The organism is Methyloceanibacter sp. (assembly GCF_041573655.1).
Lineage (GTDB): Bacteria > Pseudomonadota > Alphaproteobacteria > Rhizobiales > Methyloligellaceae > Methyloceanibacter.
Map to the genome: position 1 here is coordinate 1 of NZ_JBFFQD010000011.1, position 22959 is coordinate 22959.

The window sequence follows — 22959 nt, forward strand, 5'->3', positions numbered from 1 at the left end:
CGAAGTCTATTGGCGCTTCCGTTGCGATCTCAGTCTCCGATGTCAGAAACGACGTGTGTTCGCGGATTTGCTCGGACATGATGCCGTGTACGTGCTTCCAGGAAAAACCGCCGAGTCCTTGCCGGTGTTTCGTTTTGCCATCGGGATGTACTCGAACACGGCGTCCGGTTCGCACCATTTGTCAAAGAACGCGCCAAAGCCGGACCGGTCGCCGGCGCATGCAGCATTAAAGTCCGCAACATATTGTCTGTATTGAGCCTCGGTGATCACGACGCTCTCGCCGTGTCGACGCCCTTCGCTTCAACCTTAGCCTGCCAGATCTTCGTGTCGCCGAGGATAAACAGAACGTCGTTCTTCGGCCCGCCGAAGGTGAAGTTGGCAACGCCCGGCGCCATGATCTCGCCGAGGAGATCTCCTTGGGGCGTGAACACCTGCACGTCGGACGCGGACGAGGTATAGACGCGGCCCTTCGTGTCCAGCTTGATGCCGTCCGGACAGCCTGGGCTCACCACGGCAAATAGCCGACCGTTCCGCAAATGCTGTCCATGGACATCGAAGGCCCGGATGTGATGCGGCAGGTCCACGAAATAGGTGCCGGGTGCTTGGTTCGCGCCGGTGTCGGTAATGTAGAGCACGCTCTCGTCCGGCGAGAACGCCAGGCCGTTCGGCTTGTTGAAGCTATCGGCCACAACGGCCGTTTCGCCTGTCGCTGGGTCGTGACGATAGACGAAGGCACCGATCTCCGGGGGCGGCTTGAAACCCTGAATCTCCCCGTAATTCGGATCGGTGAACCACACCGTTTTGTCCGACTTCACCACGACGTCGTTCGGCGAATTGAAATGTAGCCCGCGCCACTGATCGACCACTGTCTCCAGCGCGCGTGTCTTAAGGTCCATGCGGCTGATGCGAGCTGGCTCGGTGCGCGTACCTTGCTCGCAGATCACCAGCCGCCCCTTGCGGTCGAGCGTCATGCCGTTCGCCATGTTCGATGGCTGGCGCACGGTCTCCAGCGAGAGGGGCGTGAAGGGAAACCGCTCGCCGCCGAGTTGGAGGCGCATGATGGCGATGTTGCTAGGCCCCGGTTCCGGCACCGTCGTGAAATAGAGCGCATGCTCACGCGCCACGTAGACCGGCCCTTCGTGAGCGTTGGTTTCAATCAGGACGGGCCGCTGGAAGTCAGGCCCAAGGATTTTGTGGAATTTGTCGCGATGGGCCACGAAGGGCGTGCCGTCGCCTGGAGCCTGAGCCATGGTTCGTCTCTCCTCGCACCAAAACCCTAGCGGAATACCGTATTCGGACCGTGAACCTCACAGGAGCGGCGTCACCACGTCCGCGACGGCCTGCCCCAATTTACGCTGATCTTCTCGGTCGAGATGCACGCCGTCGACGGCGCTCACCTTGATGATCTTCCCAGCGTCAATGAATGAGATGCCGAACCGTTTCGCAATGGAGTCGTAGGCTGCCGCCAGGCCGCGCGACGTGGCTTGGCCACCCGAATAGAGCAGGGACATCTCCGCATTGAGTGAGCCAAGCGGCGGCGGTGCGATCAGGACCATTTTCGGCGTCGACCCGCCCGGACCCGAAAGGCTGGCATTCACCGCGCGGATCAGGGCGACGCAGTTGAAGGCTATTCGACCCGCCGTCAGGCCATAGCACGGGGCGCTGTCATTGGTACCGAGCATGATGATGACGACATCGAGCGGCGCATGGGCCTCCAGCAGGGCAGGAAACATCGCGAGCCCGTTCCGGCAAGGGCGGGTGGGCTCGTCCGTGGCCGTGGTGCGTCCGTTCAGTGCTTCTTCGATCACCCGGGCGCGGCCCTGAGCGGCGGCTTCGAAGACGCGGGGCCAGCGATCCTCGGGCGGATAGCGCGTGCCATTCTTCGGGTTGTAGCCCCAAGTAATCGAGTCACCGAAACAGAGAATGGATTTCATTTTCCCTCAAGACATTAATGACCGGCCGCATGAGCGGAACCGGCGGGGCTCACGCGCCACACTGTATTGCCGACATCGTCGGCGACAAGCAATGCCCCGGACTTTTCCACGGCCACGCCCACGGGCCGGCCATAGGCGTCGCCGTCTTCGCTCAAGAAGCCCGTCAGAATGTCTTCCGGTTTGCCGGATGGGCGCCCGCCTACGAAGGGAACGAAGATCACCTTGTAGCCGCTTGGCGGGTTGCGGTTCCACGAACCATGCTGGCCGATGAAGGCGCCCCCGCGATAGCGCTCGGCGAACAGATCGCCGTCATAGAAAGCAAGCCCGAGCGAGGCGGTGTGCGGTCCGAGCGCATAGTCCGGCACGATGGCCTTGGCGACGAGGTCCGGCCGCTGTGGCCGCGCGCGCGGATCCAGATGCGTGCCGTAGTAGCTATACGGCCAGCCATAGAAGCCGCCGTCCTTCACCGTGGTCATGTAATCCGGCACGAGGTCGCTGCCGAGTTCGTCCCGTTCGTTGACCGTGGTCCACAGCGCCCCGCTCGTCGGATGAAACGCGAGCCCGACCGGGTTGCGCAGGCCGTCGGCGAAGAGGCGGGAAGTGCCGGTCGCCAAGTCGATCTCATGGATCGCGGCGCGGCCTTCTTCGTTCTCCATGCCACGCTCGCCCAGATTGCTGTTGGAGCCGACGCCGGCGTAGAGGCGTGCGCCGTCAGGACTGGCGACGATGTTCTTCACCCAATGGAGATTGACCGGGCCGGCAGGAAGGCCGGCGACCGTCTCGCCCTTCGCGCTGATCTCGGTTGCGCCCGCGCGATACGGAAACCGGACAACGCCGTCCGTGTTGGCCACGTAGAAGCTGTCATCCACCAGAGCCATGCCGATGGGTGAGTTCAAGCCGGCAATAAACGTCTTGCGGATCTCGGCCGCGCCGTCGCCGTCGCCATCACGCAACAGCGTGATGCGATTTGCGCTCGGGGCGCCGGCGCCGGCCCACCGCATGCCCAGCTTCATGAGCCAGTTCATGAGCCCGCGCGAGAGGCCGGGCTGGGGCGGCGCGGAACTCTCTGCCACCAGCACGTCGCCGTTGGGAAGAACATACAGCCAGCGCGGGTGAGCGAGCCCCTCGGCGAAGGCCTTGACCTCCAAACCTGATGCCGCTTTGGGCTCGGCGCCGTCCGGCCAGCCTTTCGCGGATGCCAACACAACCGTCGGCAGGACGGTTTGCACCGGTGGCGGAAGTTCAGGGTCAGGTCCGGTCCCCGCCTCGACCGGGAGCGTTGCCTCCTCGCCGCAACCGGTCAGGACAAGGCAAACCAAGGCGGCGGCAAGAAGCCTTACAAGGTGGACGGACATAAGAAGGGCCTCGGGGTTGTGTTGCGTTCGCACTATAGCGCGACATTGGCGGCGGCCACGAGATGTCTCCTGCTCAGGACGCGGGACAAAATGGCGTGATCGCCGCCCTGACATGGCCGGAAGGGCGGTATCGTGCTCGAGGCTTGCGTATCGGTGCGCTAATGCCCTCTGGGTTTGATTGGCTGTTTGGGGTAGCGTTCCTGTCGAGACCTGATGCCGTTGCCCCAACCCTCGCGCTCGGCAGCCTCACCCCTTGAGAAGCCAAGATGCAGCAAAGAAACCAAAGCACGAAGCGCGCGAGCGACGGCAAGGGCGCCGGGGGCGAGACGCCCGAACAGAAGCCCTCCCAAGACAAGGGCGTGGAGACCAAGAGCTCGGCGGCGGGCTATGCCAGCGGCCGCATCTTATTGATCACCCTCGCGGTCCTTGCGCTTGCGGCGATCGGCTATCGCTACTTGATCGAGCCCCAAGGGACCGAGACGGCCCAAGTGCAGGCCGGAGCACCGCCCGCACCGCCCGTCACCGTGGCCAAGCCGCTGGTGCAGACCTTACGTGAGTGGCGCGATTTCACCGGCCAATTCGAGGCCAAGGAATCTGTCGAGATACGTGCCCGGGTGAACGGCTATCTGGAATCCGTCAACTTCACCGACGGTCAGCTCGTGAAGAAGGGCGACCTTCTCTTTGTCATCGAGCCGCAGCCCTTCGAGATCGCGCTTGAGTCCGCCAAGGCGCAGCTCACGCAAGCCGAGGCCGAACTCGATCTCGCCAAGGTGCAGCTCGAGCGTACCGCGCAGCTACGCAAGAACGACTATGCCTCGCAGCAGACATTCGACGAACGGACCGCGCAGGTGAAAGGTGCCATCGCCGCCGTCGACAACGCCAAAGCCGCAGTCAACCAGGCGCAGCTCAATCTCGACTATACGCGCGTGCTGGCGCCGGTTTCGGGCCGGGTTGGCCGGCACGAGGTCAGCGTGGGCAATCTCATCGTCGGCGGCACGGGCGAGACCACGCTGCTGACCACCATTGTCTCGCTGGATCCGATTTGGCTGATGTTCAATGTCAGCGAGGGCGACGGCATGACCTATAAGCGCCTCATTCAGAAGGGGGAGCTCCAGTCCGCCCGCAGCAGTGAAGTGCAAGTCGAAGGCCAGCTCATGGACGAGACCGATTGGCCGCTGAAAGGCGCGATCGATTTCGTCGACAATCAGTACGACCGCTCGTCCGGCACGATCCGCGTTCGCGCCTCCTTCCCTAACGAAGACCTGTTTATCACGCCCGGTCAGTTCGGCCGTGTGCGCGTGCCCTTGTCGCAAGAAAAGCCGACGATCTTGGTGCCCGACGCGTCGGTGGTCACGGACCAGTCGGTCAAGCTACTCTTTACGGTCACCGAAGATGGCACGGTCGTGCCGAAGCCTGTCGAACTCGGTTCGATCGCCGATGACGGCTTGCGCATTATCCGAAGCGGCATCACGTCCGATGACGAGATCATCATCAGCGGGCTCTTGCGCGCGCGCCCCGGCCAGAAGGTCACGCCCGAGAAAGGCGAGATCAAGCCGCCTTCGGCCGTGCCACTGAGTCAGCGATGACGGATCGGCCCCGGCAATGAAGATCTCTCACTTCTTTATCGACCGGCCAATTTTCGCATCGGTCATCTCGATTCTGATCACGCTGATCGGCGGCGTGGCCTATTTCAGCCTGCCGATCGCGCAGTATCCGGACATCGCCCCGCCGTCGATCCAGGTGACGGCGCAGTATCCAGGCGCGTCCGCCGAGATCGTCGCCGACACGGTCGCCACGCCGATCGAGCAGGAAGTGAACGGCGTGGACGACATGATCTACATGACGTCGCAGTCGACCGGTAACGGGTCCATGACCCTGACCGTGACGTTCAAGCTCGGCACGAATCTCGATACGGCGCAGGTGCTGGTGCAGAATCGCGTGGCCATCGCCACGCCGCGCCTGCCGGAGGAGGTCCGCTCGCTCGGTGTTCAGGTCGTCAAGCAGTCGCCCGACCTGATGATGGTGATTCATCTGAGTTCGCCCGACGACAGCCGCGACCTGCTCTACATCTCCAACTATGCTACGCTGCACGTGCGGGACGTGCTCTCGCGCATCGACGGCGTCGGTAACGTGACGATCTTCGGCGCGCGCGACTACTCCATGCGCGTCTGGCTCGATCCCGATAAGCTTGCGGTTCGAAGCCTCACGGCCGGCGACGTGATCGATGCGCTGCGGGGGCAGAACGTGCAAGTCGCCGCCGGCGTTATCAACCAGCCGCCGGTGCCGTCTCCGCCCGGCGCGTTCCAGCTCAACGTCGAAACGGAAGGCCGTCTCACCACACCGGAGGCCTTCGGCAACATCATCGTCAAGTCCAAAGGGGATGGCCGCGTGGTGCGCGTGCGCGACATCGCCCGCGTCGAACTCGGCGCCGCGGACTATAACCGCAACGGCTATCTCGACGAGCGGGTCGCCATCCCGATGGGTATCTTCCAGCGGCCCGGTTCGAACGCGCTCGCGACCGCCGACGTGGTCGAGGCGACGATGAAGGAGCTTGCCAAGGCCTTCCCCAAGGGCATGCGCTACGACATCGTCTATAACCCGACCGTCTTTATCTCCGATTCGATCGAGGCAGTGATCACGACCATGCTCGAGGCGGTCGTTCTCGTCGTCCTCGTGATCGTCATATTCCTGCAGACATGGCGTGCCTCGCTCATTCCGATTATCGCCATTCCGGTATCGTTGATCGGCACGCTCGCCGTGCTGGCCGCGATCGGTTATTCACTGAACAACCTTTCACTCTTCGGGCTCGTGCTCGCGATCGGCATTGTCGTCGACGACGCGATCGTCGTTGTTGAGAATGTCGAGCGGAACATTCGTGAGGGTCTTTCGCCGCGCGAGGCCGCGCATCGCAGTATGGACGAGGTGGGAACGGCGCTGATCGCCATGACGCTCGTAGTCTGCGCAGTGTTCATTCCCACTGTCTTCCTAGGCGGCATCCTCGGGCAGTTCTTCCGGCAGTTTGCCGTAACGATCGCCACGGCTACGCTGATCTCGCTTGTCGTCTCGCTCACCTTAAGCCCAGCGCTTTGCGCCCTCCTGTTCAAGCCGCACGAGCCGTACGAGCAGCGTAAGAGCATAATTTCGCGCGGGATTGGCCTTTTCTTCCATTGGTTCAATGTTGGCTTCGAATGGGTGTCCTTCAAATACGGTGCGCTCACCGCACGGCTGCTGCGCATTTCCGGCGTGATGCTCGCGGTCTATGCCGGTCTAATCGGACTGACAGTCTTCCAGTTCCGCTCCGCACCCACCGGCTTCATCCCGAACCAGGACCTCGGCTATCTGATCAACATCATCCAATTGCCCGCGGGTTCATCGTTGGCGCGGACGGATGAGGTGGCTAGGCAGGTTACGCGGGTTGCACTGGATACGCCGGGCGTGGCGCACGCGGTGCCCATTGTCGGTTTGGACGGCGCCACGTTCACCACGGCGCCAAACTCCGCGGTCGTGTTCACGCCGCTCGATTCGTTCAAGGAGCGCGCCAAAAACGGACTGAGCGCGCAAGCGATCGCTGGCAAGCTGAATCAAGGCTTCGCAGGCATTCGAGATGCTTTCGTCCTCAGCATTTCGCCGCCGCCCGTTCGCGGCATCGGCACAACCGGCGGATTCAAGATGATGGCGCAGGACACCAAGGGATCCCCGCTCGAGCAGTTGGAGGAGGTCTCGCAAAGCATCGTGGGTGCCGCCAACCAGCAACCCGGACTTAGCCGCGTCTTCACGACCTTCAATACCCGCACGCCGAAGGTCTATGCGGACATCGATCGGGTCAGGGCCGAGATGCTGGGCGTCACCGCGGACGATGTGTTTCAGGCTCTCGAGGTCTATCTCGGCTCGCAATACGTGAACGACTTCAATTTCTTGGGGCGCACCTACCGCGTGACGGCGCAGGCCGACGGCCAGTTCCGGCAGGATCTGCACGCCATCTCCCAGCTCCAGACGCGCAATTCTAGCGGTGAGATGGTGCCGCTCGGATCTGTAGCCTCGTTCCGGGATATCACCGGGCCCTATCGCGTGCAGCATTTCAATCTCTTTCCGGCGGCCGCTGTGCAAGGCGGGACCAAGCCCGGCTACTCCACCGGCTATGGGTTGGAGACCATGGAGACGCTCGCGAGCGAACTTCTGCCGGAAGGCTATTCCTACCAGTGGACGGAACTTGCATATCAAGAGAAGGAGGCCGGCAGCACGGCGCTATTCGTGTTTGGCGCGGCGGTGGTCTTCGTGTTCTTACTGCTCGCCGCGCAATATGAGAGCTGGGGGTTGCCGTTCGCCGTCGTTCTCATCGTGCCTATGTGCCTGCTCGCGGCCGTAAGCGGGCTATTGCTGCGCGGCATGGACGTCAACATTCTCGGCCAGATCGGCTTTGTGGTGCTGATCGCCTTGGCAGCGAAGAATGCCATTCTCATCGTGGAGTTCGCGCGCCAAAACGAGGAGCGTGGCGAAGACCGATTCCAAGCCGCCATCGAAGCGGCGCGCGTGCGCTTGCGGCCCATTTTGATGACGGCACTCGCCTTTATCCTGGGCGTCGTTCCGCTTGTCATCGCCACGGGCGCGGGCTCGGAGATGCGCCAGTCTCTGGGCACGGCCGTGTTCTCCGGCATGATCGGTGTGACGGCCTTCGGGCTAATCTTCACGCCGATCTTCTACGTCGTCGTGCGAAAGTTCGCGCCGAAGCCCAAGGGGCGGGAAAGCGAGCACCCGACCACGGCCGAGTAGGCCAACTCAGGCCACGCGATTCACTGAAAAGATGCGATTTTGACCTTGAGCAGAGGCTGTCTGCTATTGTCTAAGCCTATATTGAGGCGGCAAAAATGCCGCCCAGCGCACGCCGGAGCGGGCGCCAAGGAGATGGTACGTGGGTACACGCAGGTTCGTCTTGGTCATGATCGCCTTGCTGGGCCTGGCGCTCGCCAGCCTTTGGTATTGGCAAACCTCCCGCGAGTACACCTTGCTGGTGGCGGCGGGACAAAAGTCGAGTCAGGCATTTCAGATCGCCGAGGCGCTTCGCAAGGTCATTACCCGGCACTATCCGGAGATCAAGATTGAGGTCTTCGAGACTCGCGGCTCGCTGCACAACGCTAAGCTGCTCGATGAAGGCGCGGTACAGCTCGCGACTCTCCAGGCTGATCAAGCGACTGGAAGCTCAGCCCGCCTACTGGCGGAACTCTATCCCGATACGTTTCAGATCGTGGTGCGCGGCGACAGCGGTATCCGCTCGATCTCCGATCTAATCGGCAAGCGCATCGCGCTTCCGCCCGAGCAAAGCGGCGAGTACGAAGCATTTTGGTTCCTCGCCAGCTACTACTCGCTGACCAATGAGAGTTTGCGGGCGTTCACCGGCACCGAGCGCACTACCGATTGGCTGCTGATGAACGGCGATGTAGACGCGCTGTTTCGCATTCGCGCGCCAGGCGATAGATCGATCTTGCGACTCATCCAGAAGGTCAACGGACGCATCATTCCTATTCCTCAAGCCGCGGCGATACAGCTCAGACACCCTGCCCTTGAGGCCGGCAGCATTCCCGTAGGCTCCTATAAGGGGCGCCCCGCCATACCCGGAAGCGATGAGCAGACCATTTCGGTCAAGCAGCTCTTGCTTGCGCGTGAGCAAGTGCCGCCCGATGTGGTCGCCAAGGTCGCGTCGGTTCTTTTCGAGCATCGCCGCGAGTTGATGGAGGTTGTGCCAATCGCCGGGCAGATCACGACGCCGGATGCAAGCGGCCAGACCTTGGTACCGATCCATGCTGGCGTGCGCGCCTTCTGGGATCGCGACAAGCCGTCCTTCATCCAGGAAAACGCCGAGCCCATCGCGCTCTTGATCACGATCGCTGTGGTGACGGCCTCGGCCTACCTTCAGCTTGCCAACCGGCGACGAAAGAAAGTGATGGATGCCTATAACCGCGAGCTGATCGCCCTAGGACGCCGAGCGCGCAACGCACCAGACTTCGGGACGCTAGACGAATGTAACAACGCGCTCGCCGAGTTCGTGGGGCGCATCGTGCATGAAACGGAGCGGGGGCGGATCAACACCGCGGAGTTCACACTGTTCAACTTCGCCTATGACGCGGTGGAAGACGCGGTCAAGGATCGCAGCGCCCAGTTGGAGCGCCAAGAGCGGAAAGAAATTGGTACTGCGTTTGCCCGGATGACGACCAAACAAGCGACTGAGGACTAGGCAAGCATGGCGAGACGGCTGATTTCAATCGTTCTGCTGTCGGTTCTCGGACTTGCAGTGGGACTTGCCACAGCTGCTTTGGTCGAACGGCACCAAGGCAACGAGGCGCTGAGTGTCACATTCGATCGCTTGCACCTGTTTCACGACCTCAGGCAGGCGGCGCTGGAGGACTATCTGAAGTCCATGGCGTCTGACGTGCGCGCGGCCAGCGAGAACCCGCGCGTCCTTGAGGCCATGGAGAAGCTCAACTTTGCCTGGAAGACGTACGGCCCCGATGCACGCAAAGTATTGCCGCGGCTCTATACCGACGAGAATCCCGCCCCACCCAAAGAGAGGGCGCAGCTCCTGGAAGCGGGCGACGGCTCGTACTACAGCCAATATCACCGCGCCTTTCACGGCTGGGCACGGAAATTTCTCGAACATTTCGGCTATTACGATCTCTTCCTCATCAATCCGCGAGGCGACATTATCTACAGTGTGGCCAAGGAGCGCGACTTCGCCACCAGCCTCAAGACGGGCCCCTACCGCAAGAGCCCGCTGGGAGAGGTGTTTCACCGCGCCATTGTGAACCCGTCTGCCTCCGTCGACTTCTCCGACTTCGCACGCTATGCGCCGAGCGGTGACGACCCGGCCGCATTTGCCGCCCATGCCATCACCAAAGGCGGCCAAGTCATCGGTGTGTTCGCCGTGCAGATTCCGGCCGAGCCCCTCAATGAGCTCATGCAATTCACCGCAGGGATGGGGAAGACCGGCGAGACCTATCTGGTCGGCCCGGACGGTCTGATGCGCAGTCAGTCACGCTTCATCGAGAAACCGACGCTGCTGGAGGTGGAGGTCGACAATCTTTCGATCCACGAGGGCAGGGCCGGCAAGAGCGGCGCCCGCATCGTCGAAGACTACCGCGGCATCGACGTCCTTTCGGTCTACGCGCCGGTCAATTTCGGCGGTCAGCCTTGGATCTTGCTGGCCGAGATCGATAAGGAGGAGGCCGTCGGGACTGAGCGCTCATGGATCGCCATTGCGGCCGGAATCCTCGCCGGGCTCCTAGCGATGGGGCTCGCCTATCTCCTTTGGCACGTCTTGCGCAGCGCCCCTGAGGCCGCGTCGCCTTGAGTATTCACCTTCACCACATCGAGCTCGGCGGAACGGTCGACGACGAGGCCGCGCTCGTGCAGTTTCAAAAAGGGTGGTCGATCTATCAGAAGGTCGTGGATCACAACGTCCTTGCCCATAGGCAGGTCGGGGACATTCTTCACCGTGCCCTGATGTCGGTTCCAGAGCCGATTGATCTTCTCGATATCGCCTGCGGCGATGCGGGGCAGATGCGAGGCGCCCTTGCGGACACCAAGGTCCGCCACTATCGGGGGATCGATCTCTCGCAGCCCGCGCTTGAGCTCGCCGCCAAAAATCTGGAAGGGGTCCCCTTCGACGTCGACCTCGATCATTCAGATTTTGTGACGGAGTTGGCCGGGCGCCATCACACATCGGACGTTTCTTGGTGCGGGCTCTCCATTCATCACCTGACGACGGATGGGAAGCGCGACCTGCTCCAGGCCCTTTGCGAAACCACGCGCCGGTTCCTCATGATCTATGAGCCGATCCTGCTCGAAGGCGAGGGCTTCGAGGGCTACCTTGATCGCTACGCGCGCCTCAACAGGTCGGCCTGGACTTTCCTTGCGCCTGAAGAGTGGGATCAACTGTTTCACCACATCTCCACCTGCGATCTGCCTGAGAGTCCCTCGACCTGGCTAACGCTCGGCCGCGAGGCCGGTTTTGCAGAAGCACGGCAGGTCTATCTCGATCCGCCCGGCTTGTACGCGGTTTACCGTTACGATCGTTGAACCGTCGAAGTGGCGGCATCCTGAAGCTGGCAGCTAGTTTCCGAACGCCTCGACCAAATCTTGAATTGCATCCGCATGGTGCGCGATCATCCGCCAGGCCCCGTCCTCTTTGCGGAAGACGCTGGTCTCCCGCACGGTGACCTCAGTTCTCTCGCCTTGGGCATTGGCGATACTGCTGACGGTGAGGTGGGACGCCGTGGCCAAGTCGCCGCTGACCACGACGTGGATGTCGCGGCCCTCGGCGGAGCCTCCGATATCCTTCTTGGCCTGTGCCTTCCAATCGGCGAACGTAGCGGACCAGCCGACCCGATAGGTCCCTTCGGCGCCCATATAGGTGACGTCATCATTGTGGGAATAAAGTGCCGCCAAGGGTTCCGCATCGCCATTCAGCATGGCATTGAGCACGTCGAACCACTGGCTGACAGCGGCGCGTATGGCAATTTCGTCATCGCTTGGCATGGGGCCTCCTCCCGTGGGAACTTTGGCGCATTGAGTCGCAATGTTCCGACCAGGTCAATGAAGAAGGGCAGGAATGAGCCAGCCACGCAAGACACGCACGGCGCGCAAGACACGTACGGCGCGTAGGGCATCGCGCTCCCGTGCGGCCAACCCTCGTGCGGCGAAGTCCACCGCTGCCGCGAGGACAGCGCGCGCGCCCGAACCTGGCGGGTTCACTGAGCGCCTCCTTTCCGAGCTTGGCCTGATCGCGGGTGTTATCACCACGGTGATCTTCTACACGGTCGGCAAAGACTGGGCCGTCGAATTGGATAGCACAGCCTGGTTGGCGTTGATGTTCGCCTGGTTGTTCGGCGTGATGATCTGGTGCGCCTTCGGCGTCGTGCGTCATGCCGATGGGCTCGCCGAAATTCTCGGCGAGCCATACGGCACGCTCATCCTCACCATTTCCGTCATCAGCATGGAGGTGGCGATCCTGGCCACGGTCATGCTCAGCGGCTCGCCAAACCCCACGCTGCCGCGGGAGACCATGTTTGCCATCTTGATGATCGTGATGAACGGCATGGTGGGGACGGTGCTGGCGGTCGGCGGCCTGCGGCACGTCGTTCAGCAATACAATCTGCAAGGCGCGCTGGCTTACCTTGCCGTGATCACGCCGCTCGCCGTCCTGGCGTTGGTGCTTCCTACCTTCACGAAATCCACCTCTGGTCCCACGCTCGATACGCAGCAGGCGATCTTTTTGGGGACCCTAACGGCGCTGCTCTACGTCGCATTTCTTACCATTCAGACCACGCGGCACCGCACGTTCTTCGTGCAGCCGAGTCGGAAGGCAGCGAGCAGCGAGCGGCCCGCGCCGGCAAGTCCCGAACCTCATCACCACGGGCCCGTTTATTCGGGGCCCTATCACGCCGTGCTGCTGATCGCGACGCTGCTGCCGGTCGTCCTGTTATCCAAGCCGTTGGCGAGTATCCTCGACCACGGCATCGATCAGCTGGGCCTGCCGACGGCACTCGGCGGCGTTCTGATCGCCGTGCTGATCCTATCGCCGGAATGGTCGGCGGCGATCGGCGCCGCGGTGCGCGATCAGTTGCAGCGCGCCGTCAATCTCAGCCTCGGCAGCGCGCTCTCCACCATCGGACTGACCGTGCCTGTGGTGCTGGCCATCAGTGTCTTGACGGGCACGCCCCTAGAACTCGGTCTCAACGCCGTCGATATGGTGCTGCTGGCGGTCACCCTGGTTGTCTGCATGATCACCTTTTCAGGGGCGCCCACGAACATCCTCCTGGGCTTTGTCCATCTGGTGCTCTTCGCGGCCTACCTGATGCTGATCTTCAAGCCTTAGACCAAGGGCCCACCGTTGTGGATATGCAGCCATTTCCCCGGGGGCTGTGGGGAACAAAGCACGGTAGTGTGTCAGTTTGAAATCTGGAGGTGACGCTCTCAGGCGGTTTCACAGGCGACTACCTCATGGAGGATCCGAGCAGTTACATCTCGCTCGGCGTCTATCGCGCGTTTTGATGAAGGTTTGGCCCAGAGTGCACTGCCGGCCCCGCTCTGGCAGTGCTTAAGTCCGCAGCATGACGCGAGGTCATGCCATACTCTGGTTGTGCATTCTGTGTAGAGCGATGTTGCCAGATGTCACTGAAGACTCACTCTGGCACGAAGCATGACACGAAGACGACGGACAGCGCAAACGGGACTTAGCCCTTACCCCGTGTCTTCTTGCAGCTGTCAACGACGCGGGCGAATCTGTCTCGGTGCTCAGCTTAGGAAACGACTCTACGGCGCGGCCTTATCCGCCTCTTTCTCGGCGGCTTCCTTTGCCTTGCGCGCGGCCTCGCGGTCGGTGCGCGCCGCGTTGACCCGCGCCCTCCAGGCGGCGAACCGCTTTTGGAGCGCTGCGCCATTGCCGCGCCACCAGGCCGCGTCGAACTTCAGCGCCTTTTGGAAGTTCTGCGGCGCCGTGGATAGGAATTCCAGCATCTCGACATTGATGACGGGGTGCTTGCCGACAAGCGGAAACGCCGATTTTCGCATCGGACCATAGGCAGTGAGCTCGGCCTGATCCGCAAGTCGCGCCGGTACGGTGGCGAAGCGGATGAAACGCAGCGCGTCCTTCTTGTTGTCGGAGGATTTGGGGATCGCCCATGCATCGAAGTCGTAGATTTGGCCGTCCCACAGAATGTCGATATTGCGGTCGCCGGCAGCTGCACGGAACAGGCGGCCGCTATAGCTTGCGGCCATCACCACGTCGTCCTCCACGAGCCACGTAATCGCCTGTTGGGCCTTGTTCCACAGGCGGACCGCGCCCGTAATCTTGTCGAGCGCTGCGAAGGCACGGTCGGCGCCCTCGGGCGTGGCGAGTTCGCGGTAGACATTCTCCGGCGGAACACCGTCGGCCAGCAAAGCAAGCTCGAGCGAATAGCGCGCATTGTTGGGAAGCGCGCGTATGCCGGGGAAGCCGGCCGTATCCAGCAGCGCGCTGATCGCCGTGGGGGCGCCTTTGGGAAACGCTTTGCGGTCGAAGGCAATAGCCGTCGACCACGCGACGCTCGCGACCCCGCAAGGAGACAACGCTCCGGGAAGGAAATCCTCCTTGGCGGCACTCCCGTCCGGGCCTGCGCCGAGCGCGGAGGCATCGATCGTTTCTAGCAGACCCTGCTTGCATAGCGTATTGAGCGCGTCCGCCGAAACGTCGATCACGTCGACGACTGTGCCGTCGTCGTTGAGCATGGTCTTGAGCTTCGCAAGCCTGCCGTCATAGGTCACCGTGTCGATCGAGACGCCGGTTTCCTTGGCAAACGGCTCGAAGATGGCGGCCTCTTGCGATTGGCCGTAAGCCCCGCCCCATGTCGCAACGTTCAGCGTGTTCTGCGCATGGCCAAGATTTGCCGTTGCGCCGAGGCTCAAGGCGACTGTCACGGTGAACAAGCCGGCCCGCCCGCCTCCGGCAGTGGCAGCCTCTTTCAACGATGGACGATGGCAATGACAGAACACGGGCGTTGATCTCAATCGGCTGGTGCGTTTTGGGTGCTCGGCGCGGCGGAACCACTTTCCGAACTGGGCTGCGATGATGCATCTGCGGGAGCAGGGCGGTCTGCGCCGCGAACTTCGGGCTGCGTGAGGGGGCCACGAATGGTGACTCGCGGTGGCGACTCCATGACGAGTTGTGAGGCATTCAATGGCGTGACGGGATTGGCGATTAAGAAGTTCCAATCGATGGTTTGCTTGCCGACATCCACGCCTCCGGAGCCGGATATTGTGCCCTGAGGCGTCTGCATGGTGAAGGACTGACACCAAACATGGCCGGCAGTGAGCTGGCAATTGGCATCGAGCGTCTCGAATGCGGTGGTCGCATCCTGGCTCCAGCCCGCCTTGCCCTCCCCAGCCCCCGAGGCGAGGGCAGAAAGGTCGATCGGTACCGCGCCGTCCTTTGCGGCAACCTCAAACTTGCCGACAAGATTGCGGATGAGCTCGTCCCGCGTCTCGCCTCCCGTCGACACGTCGACCTTCAGCACACCCGTGCCCTTGATTGGAACGTCGAGATCGAACTGCGCCAGGCAGGTCTCGACGGCAGCATCCGAGAGGTTGCCCGCAAGCGATGCCTCCGGCCGCGCCTCCGACAGGTTCAACGACACGCGCCCCGTCGCCAGACCACCGCAAAGCTCAAGTGCGCCGATCTCGCTAGAGATCGCGCCGTCTTTTGCGGTGAGGGTGAGGCCTCCGCGCCCAAGTTCCAGCGTCAAAGCGGCGATCTCGGCCGCCGAGAGCCGCAAGTCCGCATCGAGATATCTAAGAATGGCCCGATCGAACAGCCTGTCCTTTGCTGCCTCACTGGTACCGAGATAGGGATCGAGAACGAGCCGCTCGAAGTCGAGCGTTCCCTCGATCCGCGGCCGATCGCCCGCCGTGACCACGAGAAGGCCAACCGCCTCATTACCGTCCAAAGAGAAGGCGCCACGGTCGAACGTGAGCGTCGTGCCGCTCCAATGCGCCATGCCTGAGCCCTTCACATCATGCAGGCTTTCGCCCTTGGGGAGCGACATCCCCAGCCAGTTCAGGACGTGGCGCGCGTCGCTCATCTCCGCTTCCAACTCGCCTTCCGCCTCAAGACGATCGGCGGCGCGAACCTTGCCCGAGAACTCGGCTTTTGCCCCATCCGCGGTCACCTTCAGCGTGACAGGCGCCAGGGTGCCGTCCTCGGTCTCCGCAACCGTACCGGTATCCATGGCGAAGGCGACGGTCTCGCCGCGATAGTGGAAGGACCCAAGCGCGGCGAGTGCCCCACGGCGTCCCTTGGGATCGAGGCGGACCTCGAAGTCTTTGACGATTGGGACGCCATAAGCGTTCTTGATCGTGCCACCGCGCATACGCACCGCGCCGAGGGGCGGGTCGACCAAGGCGCCGGAGATCGGAGAATCCTCCGGCGCGGCCGCGTCGGTTTCCTTGAGCGTGATGACAGGTTTGCTGATCCGAAGCGCGTCGATCTTGGTCCGACCGAGCAAGAGGTCTGCAAAGTCGAGAGAGAACTCGACGTCCGGCGCCGTGATGGCGCCAATGCCTGGAAGCTTGGTGGCGTTGGTGAGGATGAACCCGCCGCGCAGCGAGAGCGGCGGAAAATACCGGATGCGCAGTGGCTCCGTCAGGGTGATCGTGCCGCCAGACCATTCGGAGAGAACCGCGCCGATGCGGTCGCGCAGCTGGGACGACGTGCCGATCTGGCGAGGAAGCGCCACGGCTCCCGCGATGAGAAGCACCAAGAGGCCAATGAGAAACCATTTCCTCGGAAGTTGGCGAGGCTTCATGACGGCCTTTCTCTGTCCGTTTCTGCTGGGCGCTTCCAGGGGTGGGCCTTGGGGGGAGGCGCCGGGGGCACTGCTCTTTTAGCCCTAAGACTCCGGCTGGGCGAGCCCAACGCTCCCATTTTCCTGGCTTATCTTGATATTCGCAACGCCCATTCGGCGTTTCATTCGACCCCGATCATCTTTCCCACAGAGGCCCCAGGGCGGCTCCTGGAAATCATGCCATGGAGCAGCAGAACCGGTGCCAAACTTACCAGTACGATGGCCAAGGCCGACAGCCCCGCCTCCTCGTAGCGGTAGAGCGAGGCCAGCGTGAAGACCTGGGTGGCGAGGGTGTCGAAGTTGAACGGCCGCAGCAGCAACGTTGCCGGGAGCTCCTTCATGGAGTCCACGAACACCAGCATGGCCGCCGCCCCGAGCGCAGGGCGCAGCAGAGGCAGGTGCACCGACCACAACATTTCGCCGATCGAGGCCCCCAAGGTCCGTCCCGCCGCGTCGATATTGCGGGAGATCTTGCTCATGCCGGCCTCCACCGCGCCGAGCGAGGCGGCCAGGAAACGGATCGTGTAGGCCAGGACGATGGCAAAGGCGGTTCCGGATAACAGCAGTCCCGTCGAGACGCCGAACAATTCGCGCATCACTCCATCGAGGCGGTTATCGAGCCCGGCGAGCGGAATGAGCAGCCCGATGGCGAGGACCGTGCCCGGCACGGCATAGCTGACGGCCGGGGCAAGACTTGCCGCGTGGACGAGCTTGGAGCGCGTCTGCCGGCGGGCGTAGGCGAGAACCACGGCGAAGGAGACAGCGAGCACGGCCGCGGCAACAGACAGGCCGAGGCTGTGAATGGCGGCCTGCCAGAACGCGGGCGAAAGTCCTGAGGAGATATGCGCAACCGCATCGCTCACCAGAACGGCTGCGGGCAGCACAAAGCCGACGACAAGAGGCAGAGCGCAAGCGAGCGTCGCAAGCCAGCCTTTGGCACCCGTAAGCGTGTCCTCGGGTAGATCGCGATACTTGCCGGTCGTGTTATGAAACCGGCGGCCCGACCGCAAGGCCCGCTCGAGGGCAAGGAGGACGAAGACGAACGTCAACATCACGCAAGCGATCTGTGTTGCGCCTGCAAGACTGCCGCGATCGAGCCACGTGTCGTAGACGGCCACGGTCAGCGTGTGCACGCCGAAGAATTCCACGGCGCCGATGTCGTTCAATGTTTCCATCAGCGCGAGCGCGACACCGGCCGCAAGAGCAGGCCGGGCGAGGGGCAGGGCGATTTGCCAAAATGTTTCGGACGCGCTGCGCCCAAGGGTCCGGCTCACTTCGATCACGCAGATGGATTGCGCGATGAAGCTCGCGCGCGCGGTGATGTAGACGTAAGGGTAGAGCACCATGCTCATAAAGAAGATGGCGCCGCCGAGGCTCCTAATGTCGGGGAACCAATAGTCCTGCGCGTTGCGCCAGCCGAACGCCTCGCGCATGCCCGTCTGCACCAGGCCCGAATAGTCGAAAAGTTCCAGGTAGCAATAGGCGATGATGTAGGTCGGCATCGCCAGCGGCAGCAGCAGGAGCCACTGGAAATAGCGGCGCCCGGGAAAGCGGTACATGGTGACGAGCCAAGCGGTGCCGGTGCCGATCAGGAGCGTCAGTAGGCCAACGCCGAGCATCAGACCCAAGGTGCGCCGGACCGCGCCAGGAAGCACGTTTGCGATGAGATGCGGCCAGGTATCGCCGCTCGGCTGGAGCGCGATCACCGCGATGGCGATGATCGGTGCAAGCGCGATGGCGGAGAATACGAGCGCGGCGACGGACCAGCCGAGATTGCCGCTCTCAGTCAGGCGGGCAAGCTTGCGGCGGAACGAAACGGTCTCTAGGGGCCGGCTGTCTGCCGTGTGTTGCTCAGCGCTGGCCAGCGAGACCGTCCTCGCGGCCGGTGCGCGCTGCCATGAGGGCGCTGACCGCTTCCGGGGAGAGACGCTGATCGGCCTCTTGAAGCGCATCGGCGAAGGCGTTGGCCGCGTCGATCACCGGCTCGACCAGATCGGAGCCGGTCAGCGCCAGCGCACAAGCCTGCATGGCCGGGCAGCGATGATGCTGCGAGGCGGCAATCAACGAGATCGCCATGCACTCGTCGTTGCAGAAGCCGGGGCGCGCGAGCGGATAGTACTGAATCTTGCGCGAGGCCGACGAGCGCACGGCGCGGACCCAACAGGCCAGCTCTGTGACAGCGCGCTTGGCGCGCGAAGCACCGAGAACGCGGTTATATTCGTTCCAGCCCTTTTCCCAACAGCCGATGTCGCCGGTATCGTAGCCGGCAAGCCAGCAACGGAAGCCGACGCCCACCAGCCATTCGGCTCCCGTTCGAGGCGAGACGACGGCCTGCCGGCCGTTCCGTGCATCTATTTCTTTGTGAATGCTCATAGCCGCCCCCTCATGAGCTTGGACCTTCGTTAAATCCGACTTTGTCAACGAGTTCGCTGGCCGTCTTCCGCAGCGCGGCGATTTCGTTGAGCGAGATGGGGTCGGACTTGAATGTGCCCCAAGATTGTACGAGCCCCGACCAAGGAACGCCGTCCTTGACGGGATACTCGTGGTTCACTTCCGCGTACATTTCTTGACCGTCGTCGGAAGCCAGAAATTCGACAAGCTTGATCGCGTTTTCTTTGTTGGGCGCGTTCTTCGCCAGGACCGCACCGGACAGGTTGACGTGCGTGCCGCGATCCTTGGTGTTGGGGAACAGGATGTTCACCGCGTTCGCCCACTCTTTCTGCTCCGGATGTTTCTCGTCCGTGAGCATCTTGCCCATGTAATAGGTGTTGCCGATGGCGAGATCGCATTCGCCGGCATAGACGCCCTTCACCTGAAGGCGATCGTTGCCCGCGGGCTTGCGCGCTAAGTTGGACTTCACGCCGCGCAGCCACTCCTCGGTCCAGTCCTCGCCGTGCGCGGCGATCATCGAGGCGATCAGCGCGATGTTGTAAGGGTGCTGGCCCGAACGGATGCAAATCTTGCCGCGCCATTTCGGCTCGGCCAGTTCCTCGTAAGTAATGGTGTCTTGCGTCACGCGGTCCTTGGACGCGTAGACCACGCGGCCCCGGCGCGTCAGTCCGACCCAAGCACTATCCTCGTCGCGATAGGCTGCCGGGATCGCCGCCGTGTTCGTCTCAGACGTGATGGGTTGGGCAATGCCCGACGCCGCAGCCTGGCTGAGATTGCCGATATCGGTGGTGAGCAGCACATCGGCGGGGCTGTTTCGCCCCTCGGCCTGGATGCGCTCTATCAGTCCCTTCGAAGCGAAGATGATGTTGGTCTTGATGCCTGTCTGCGCAGTGAAGGCCTTCAGCAGCGGCTCAATCAGATAGGGCTGCCGGTACGAATAGATGTTCACCTCGCCGGGATTCCCAGCGCGGGCGATAGAGGGCGCAAAAGCAAGGCTGAGAGTTGCGAGCGCCGCGGCGCACGCCAGTGTCCAACGCATCAATAGCCTCCAATGGCCGGGGTTCAAGGCCCCGGTATCGGACTGAAAAAACCGCGCTCTGCCCTAAGGCTAGAGGGTCATTATTTCGCTTAAGGCTTGGGCTTGGCCACTGTCAACAAGATTATCGAAATGGAACTCAACTTAGAAGCCTTCTAATGCGTGAAGTTAGATTAGAAACATTCAACGTCACAAGTATTATTCCGCGAGACGACAGACGAAAGTCAGAAAATCACTCCAAGAGGTCTGTATTGCCCCAGTGAACTCGCAGTTGCGAAATGGATTTCGTGCGGGATCAAGACCGGCGGCGCGGGGTGCGATCAGCCCTTAAATAACCGCTCGGCGGGGAAGGTCACGTCTGCGGACGTGCCCACTCCGGGCTCACTGGAAAGTTCGAGCCGCGCGCGGTTCGCATCGGCCAGCGCCTTGGTCAGCGGCAGGCCCAGACCCGTGCCCGACTGGCGGCGCGGCGCCGTGTCGAGCTGGTGGAAGGGCTGCATGGCGTAGTCGATCTCGTTCTTGCTCATGCCGACGCCGCTGTCGCGCACACGAAGGCGCAGCTCTCCGTCCACCATCGTACCGGACACGATCACCTGACCGCCTTCCTTGGTGAACTTGATCGCGTTGGTGAGAAGGTTGAGCAGAATCTGCCGCAGGCGCCTCGGGTCGGCCACGACGACGGGAAGGTCGTCCGCCAGCGATGTCCGCAGCACGATGCGCGCGCGTTTTGCCAGCGGCTGCAGGCTGGACACGCACGCCTCGACGACTTCGCCGACGTCGACGGCGGTAAAGTCGAGCTCGAACTTGCCTGCCTCGATCTTGGAGATATCCAGAAGGTCGTTGAGCAGGCTGAGTGCGTAGAGCCCGCTTTGATGGATGTCCTCCGCGTAGCCCTTGTAGCGCAAATTGCCGATCGGCCCGAAACGCTCCTGGAGCATCAACTCGGCAAAGCCCAGGACAGAATTGAGGGGCGTGCGAACCTCGTGGCTCACCTTGGCGAGAAAATCGAGCCGGCGTGTCGCGGCGTCGGCATCGGGACCAGGCTCCGCTTCGGCCGGGGCAGGCGGGGCGGCGGCGGCCGGGGCGGCAGGGTCTTGTGGCTCGGTCTTTTCTTCGATTGGAGGTGCCGGTGGTTCGGGCTCCACATCCGCTTGGTCGACCAGCCGCAGCAGCACTGTGTCCGCTGCCTTATCGAGTGTGGAGAGGGCGAAGGCGACCTTGATGCGCCGGCGGGAGTGCGTCAGCGCATCGATCTCGCCTGTGCGTCCAACCTCGTCTTGGGCCTGGAGCTCGCCCGTGCCGCCCGGCAAAATCGCGCCGAGCCCACCCGCCTCCATCAGCTCCGAGGGAGAGCGGTAGCCGAATGCATAAGCGAACGCGGTATTGGCATAGATGAGCGCCTCGCCCTGGAGGAGGCCGATCGCGGCCGGCATGGCCTCGAGTAGAATTTTGATGCTCTCGGGTGCGAGCGCCAAGGCCGTCTGTGAGCCGCTCCCGGACGCCCGGACCTCGGTATGGTCATTGGCGGCGGCGCCGGCAGCGACCTGACCGTCCATCTCGCCCCCGGCCGCAACCAAGCCAGGGCCAGGAAGCACGCGGCCCTCGAGCGCACGCGCAATATGCTCCAGAGCCTCGCGGTCCCCGTCTTCGCTACGCCGCTGTAGTTTGAGATCGGCCAAGGTCGGCCTCACTGCCATACAAAATGAGCCCGTCCCTGTGCTGGCGCACGCCGGACGCGCTCGGCCACGTGATCGCGCCCCTTGGGGCGCCTGATTGATTCAACCACTAAATTTAGGCGAATTCGCTCCGTTGCATAGGGCGAATGCGCGTATTCGTCCACAGGCCAAAAAAGATGCGCCTTTGGGCACTCCGCCTCTTGCGCCACCGCACTGCACAATATATATTGCACTGCAACAAAGAGGGATGCGGAGGCATCGTGCCAACCGCATTCGTTCCCGCGTGAGGCGAGACAAGTAGATTCGCGAAGAGGTGCAATCATGACTGAAACTGCCTCCATTCCCCAGACTCCCCAAGAAGCTGCCGAGCAGATCACCGAGACCTTCAAGACCGCCGCGAAGGACTTCGAGACGATGAAGTTCGACACCAATGTTCCGGAGAGCGTCCGTGCTCTAGCCGAAAAGACGGTGACGCAGACTCGCGACGCCTATGAGCGTGGCAAGGAGTCTCTGGAAGAGTCGATCGATGCTGTCGAGCGGTCGTTCGATGCTGCTGGTCAAGGCGCGACGGCCTACAACCGCAAACTCATCGATATTGCTCAGCGCAATCTCAATTCCGGTTTCGACCTGGCCAAAAGCCTCGCTAGCGCCAAGAACTTGGCCGAAATCGTCGAGCTCCAGTCAGCTTTCATCCGCAGCCAGTTCGACGTGTTTGCGAGCCAGGCGGGAGAGATTCGGGCTCTGACCACCAAGATCGCCGCCGACACCAGCGAGCCGATCAAGGAACAGGTTTCGCGTTCCTTCGAAGGCATGCGCAAGTCGTAAACGGCGATGCCGTGGCAGCGTTTGTAGCGTAGAGTAGCGTAAATGCGTAACTGTTAAGGCCCGGGGCCATGGCCCGGGCCTTTTTATTTGCGTGAATTTCTGCCGTTTCGGGCGGCTTGCAAGAGGTCGGGCCTGCCCTTAGGTTCCGGAGCCTGAGGCCCAAGTGATGCTGGCTAAGTGCCGCTGTAGCTCAGTTGGTTAGAGCGCTTGATTGTGGATCAAGAGGTCACTGGTTCGAATCCAGTCAGCGGTACCAATATCCAACAGTTTTAGGGTGATGCAGCCCCGATACGCTTGCAGCTCGACCGGGGTATCATCGACCAGCGCTGGGGGCCGTTGGCGCTGTACACGGTCAGGCCGGCCACACGATCA

Annotated in this window: 17 protein-coding genes and 1 tRNA gene; 8 read left to right on the forward strand and 10 right to left on the reverse strand. The window is 62.4% G+C overall.

What is annotated here, in order from left to right:
* Positions 1-266: 266 nt before the first annotated feature.
* The 3 genes from ABY454_RS04245 to ABY454_RS04255 are packed head-to-tail and all read right to left on the reverse strand — an operon-like array spanning position 267 to position 3289.
* Positions 267-1250, reverse strand: a complete 984-nt coding sequence (locus ABY454_RS04245; RefSeq protein ID WP_372928932.1) for an SMP-30/gluconolactonase/LRE family protein — start codon at positions 1248-1250, stop codon at positions 267-269.
* 57 nt (positions 1251-1307) lie between these two features.
* Positions 1308-1934 carry an SGNH/GDSL hydrolase family protein gene (locus tag ABY454_RS04250; RefSeq protein WP_372928933.1) on the reverse strand — a complete coding sequence of 209 codons (627 nt, stop codon included), beginning with the start codon at positions 1932-1934 and terminating at the stop codon, positions 1308-1310.
* A gap of 14 nt (positions 1935-1948) precedes the next feature.
* Positions 1949-3289, reverse strand: a complete 1341-nt coding sequence (locus tag ABY454_RS04255; protein ID WP_372928934.1) for a sorbosone dehydrogenase family protein — start codon at positions 3287-3289, stop codon at positions 1949-1951.
* Positions 3290-3555: 266 nt separating this feature from the next.
* Between ABY454_RS04255 and ABY454_RS04260 the strand changes: the two genes are divergently transcribed.
* From ABY454_RS04260 to ABY454_RS04280, 5 genes are all read left to right on the forward strand, one after another.
* Entirely contained in the window at positions 3556-4875 is a 1320-nt protein-coding gene (locus ABY454_RS04260; RefSeq protein WP_372928935.1) for an efflux RND transporter periplasmic adaptor subunit, read from the forward strand.
* 16 nt (positions 4876-4891) lie between these two features.
* The gene (locus tag ABY454_RS04265) at positions 4892-8059 is read left to right on the forward strand and encodes an efflux RND transporter permease subunit (protein WP_372928936.1); all 3168 of its coding nucleotides are present in this window, start codon (positions 4892-4894) and stop codon (positions 8057-8059) included.
* A gap of 139 nt (positions 8060-8198) precedes the next feature.
* Complete coding sequence (locus ABY454_RS04270; RefSeq protein WP_372928937.1) at positions 8199-9518, forward strand: TAXI family TRAP transporter solute-binding subunit; 1320 nt, start codon at positions 8199-8201, stop codon at positions 9516-9518.
* A gap of 6 nt (positions 9519-9524) precedes the next feature.
* Complete coding sequence (locus tag ABY454_RS04275; protein ID WP_372928938.1) at positions 9525-10631, forward strand: cache domain-containing protein; 1107 nt, start codon at positions 9525-9527, stop codon at positions 10629-10631.
* Positions 10628-11359 carry a class I SAM-dependent methyltransferase gene (locus ABY454_RS04280; RefSeq protein ID WP_372928939.1) on the forward strand — a complete coding sequence of 244 codons (732 nt, stop codon included), beginning with the start codon at positions 10628-10630 and terminating at the stop codon, positions 11357-11359. The genes ABY454_RS04275 and ABY454_RS04280 overlap by 4 nt, the downstream gene beginning before the upstream one ends.
* 33 nt (positions 11360-11392) lie before the next feature.
* Here ABY454_RS04280 and ABY454_RS04285 read toward each other — a convergent pair whose 3' ends face one another.
* The gene (locus ABY454_RS04285) at positions 11393-11818 is read right to left on the reverse strand and encodes an SgcJ/EcaC family oxidoreductase (RefSeq protein ID WP_372928940.1); all 426 of its coding nucleotides are present in this window, start codon (positions 11816-11818) and stop codon (positions 11393-11395) included.
* Positions 11819-11891: 73 nt separating this feature from the next.
* On the opposite strand from ABY454_RS04285, the gene ABY454_RS04290 reads away from it, so the two are divergent.
* Positions 11892-13157, forward strand: coding sequence for a calcium:proton antiporter (locus ABY454_RS04290; protein WP_372928941.1), 1266 nt, complete (start codon positions 11892-11894; stop codon positions 13155-13157).
* A 437-nt stretch (positions 13158-13594) separates the two neighbouring features.
* On the opposite strand, the gene ABY454_RS04295 is transcribed toward ABY454_RS04290, so the two are convergent.
* From ABY454_RS04295 to ABY454_RS04320, 6 genes are all read right to left on the reverse strand, one after another.
* Complete coding sequence (locus ABY454_RS04295; protein ID WP_372928987.1) at positions 13595-14737, reverse strand: extracellular solute-binding protein; 1143 nt, start codon at positions 14735-14737, stop codon at positions 13595-13597.
* 86 nt (positions 14738-14823) lie between these two features.
* Positions 14824-16620: an AsmA family protein gene (locus ABY454_RS04300; RefSeq protein ID WP_372928942.1), complete on the reverse strand. Its 1797-nt coding sequence runs from the start codon at positions 16618-16620 to the stop codon at positions 14824-14826.
* A gap of 161 nt (positions 16621-16781) precedes the next feature.
* Positions 16782-18611: an ABC transporter permease gene (locus ABY454_RS04305; protein WP_372928943.1), complete on the reverse strand. Its 1830-nt coding sequence runs from the start codon at positions 18609-18611 to the stop codon at positions 16782-16784.
* Positions 18511-19032 (reverse strand): hypothetical protein, encoded by a 522-nt coding sequence (locus ABY454_RS04310; protein WP_372928944.1) that lies wholly within the window; start codon positions 19030-19032, stop codon positions 18511-18513. Before ABY454_RS04310 ends, ABY454_RS04305 begins: the two co-directional genes overlap by 101 nt.
* Before the next feature lie 10 nt (positions 19033-19042).
* The gene (locus ABY454_RS04315) at positions 19043-20089 is read right to left on the reverse strand and encodes a Fe(3+) ABC transporter substrate-binding protein (RefSeq protein WP_372928945.1); all 1047 of its coding nucleotides are present in this window, start codon (positions 20087-20089) and stop codon (positions 19043-19045) included.
* A gap of 317 nt (positions 20090-20406) precedes the next feature.
* Complete coding sequence (locus ABY454_RS04320; protein ID WP_372928946.1) at positions 20407-21783, reverse strand: sensor histidine kinase; 1377 nt, start codon at positions 21781-21783, stop codon at positions 20407-20409.
* Between the two features lie 300 nt (positions 21784-22083).
* On the opposite strand from ABY454_RS04320, the gene ABY454_RS04325 reads away from it, so the two are divergent.
* Positions 22084-22587 (forward strand): phasin, encoded by a 504-nt coding sequence (locus ABY454_RS04325; RefSeq protein ID WP_372928947.1) that lies wholly within the window; start codon positions 22084-22086, stop codon positions 22585-22587.
* 179 nt (positions 22588-22766) lie between these two features.
* A tRNA-His gene (locus ABY454_RS04330) sits at positions 22767-22843 on the forward strand.
* Positions 22844-22959 lie beyond the last annotated feature (116 nt).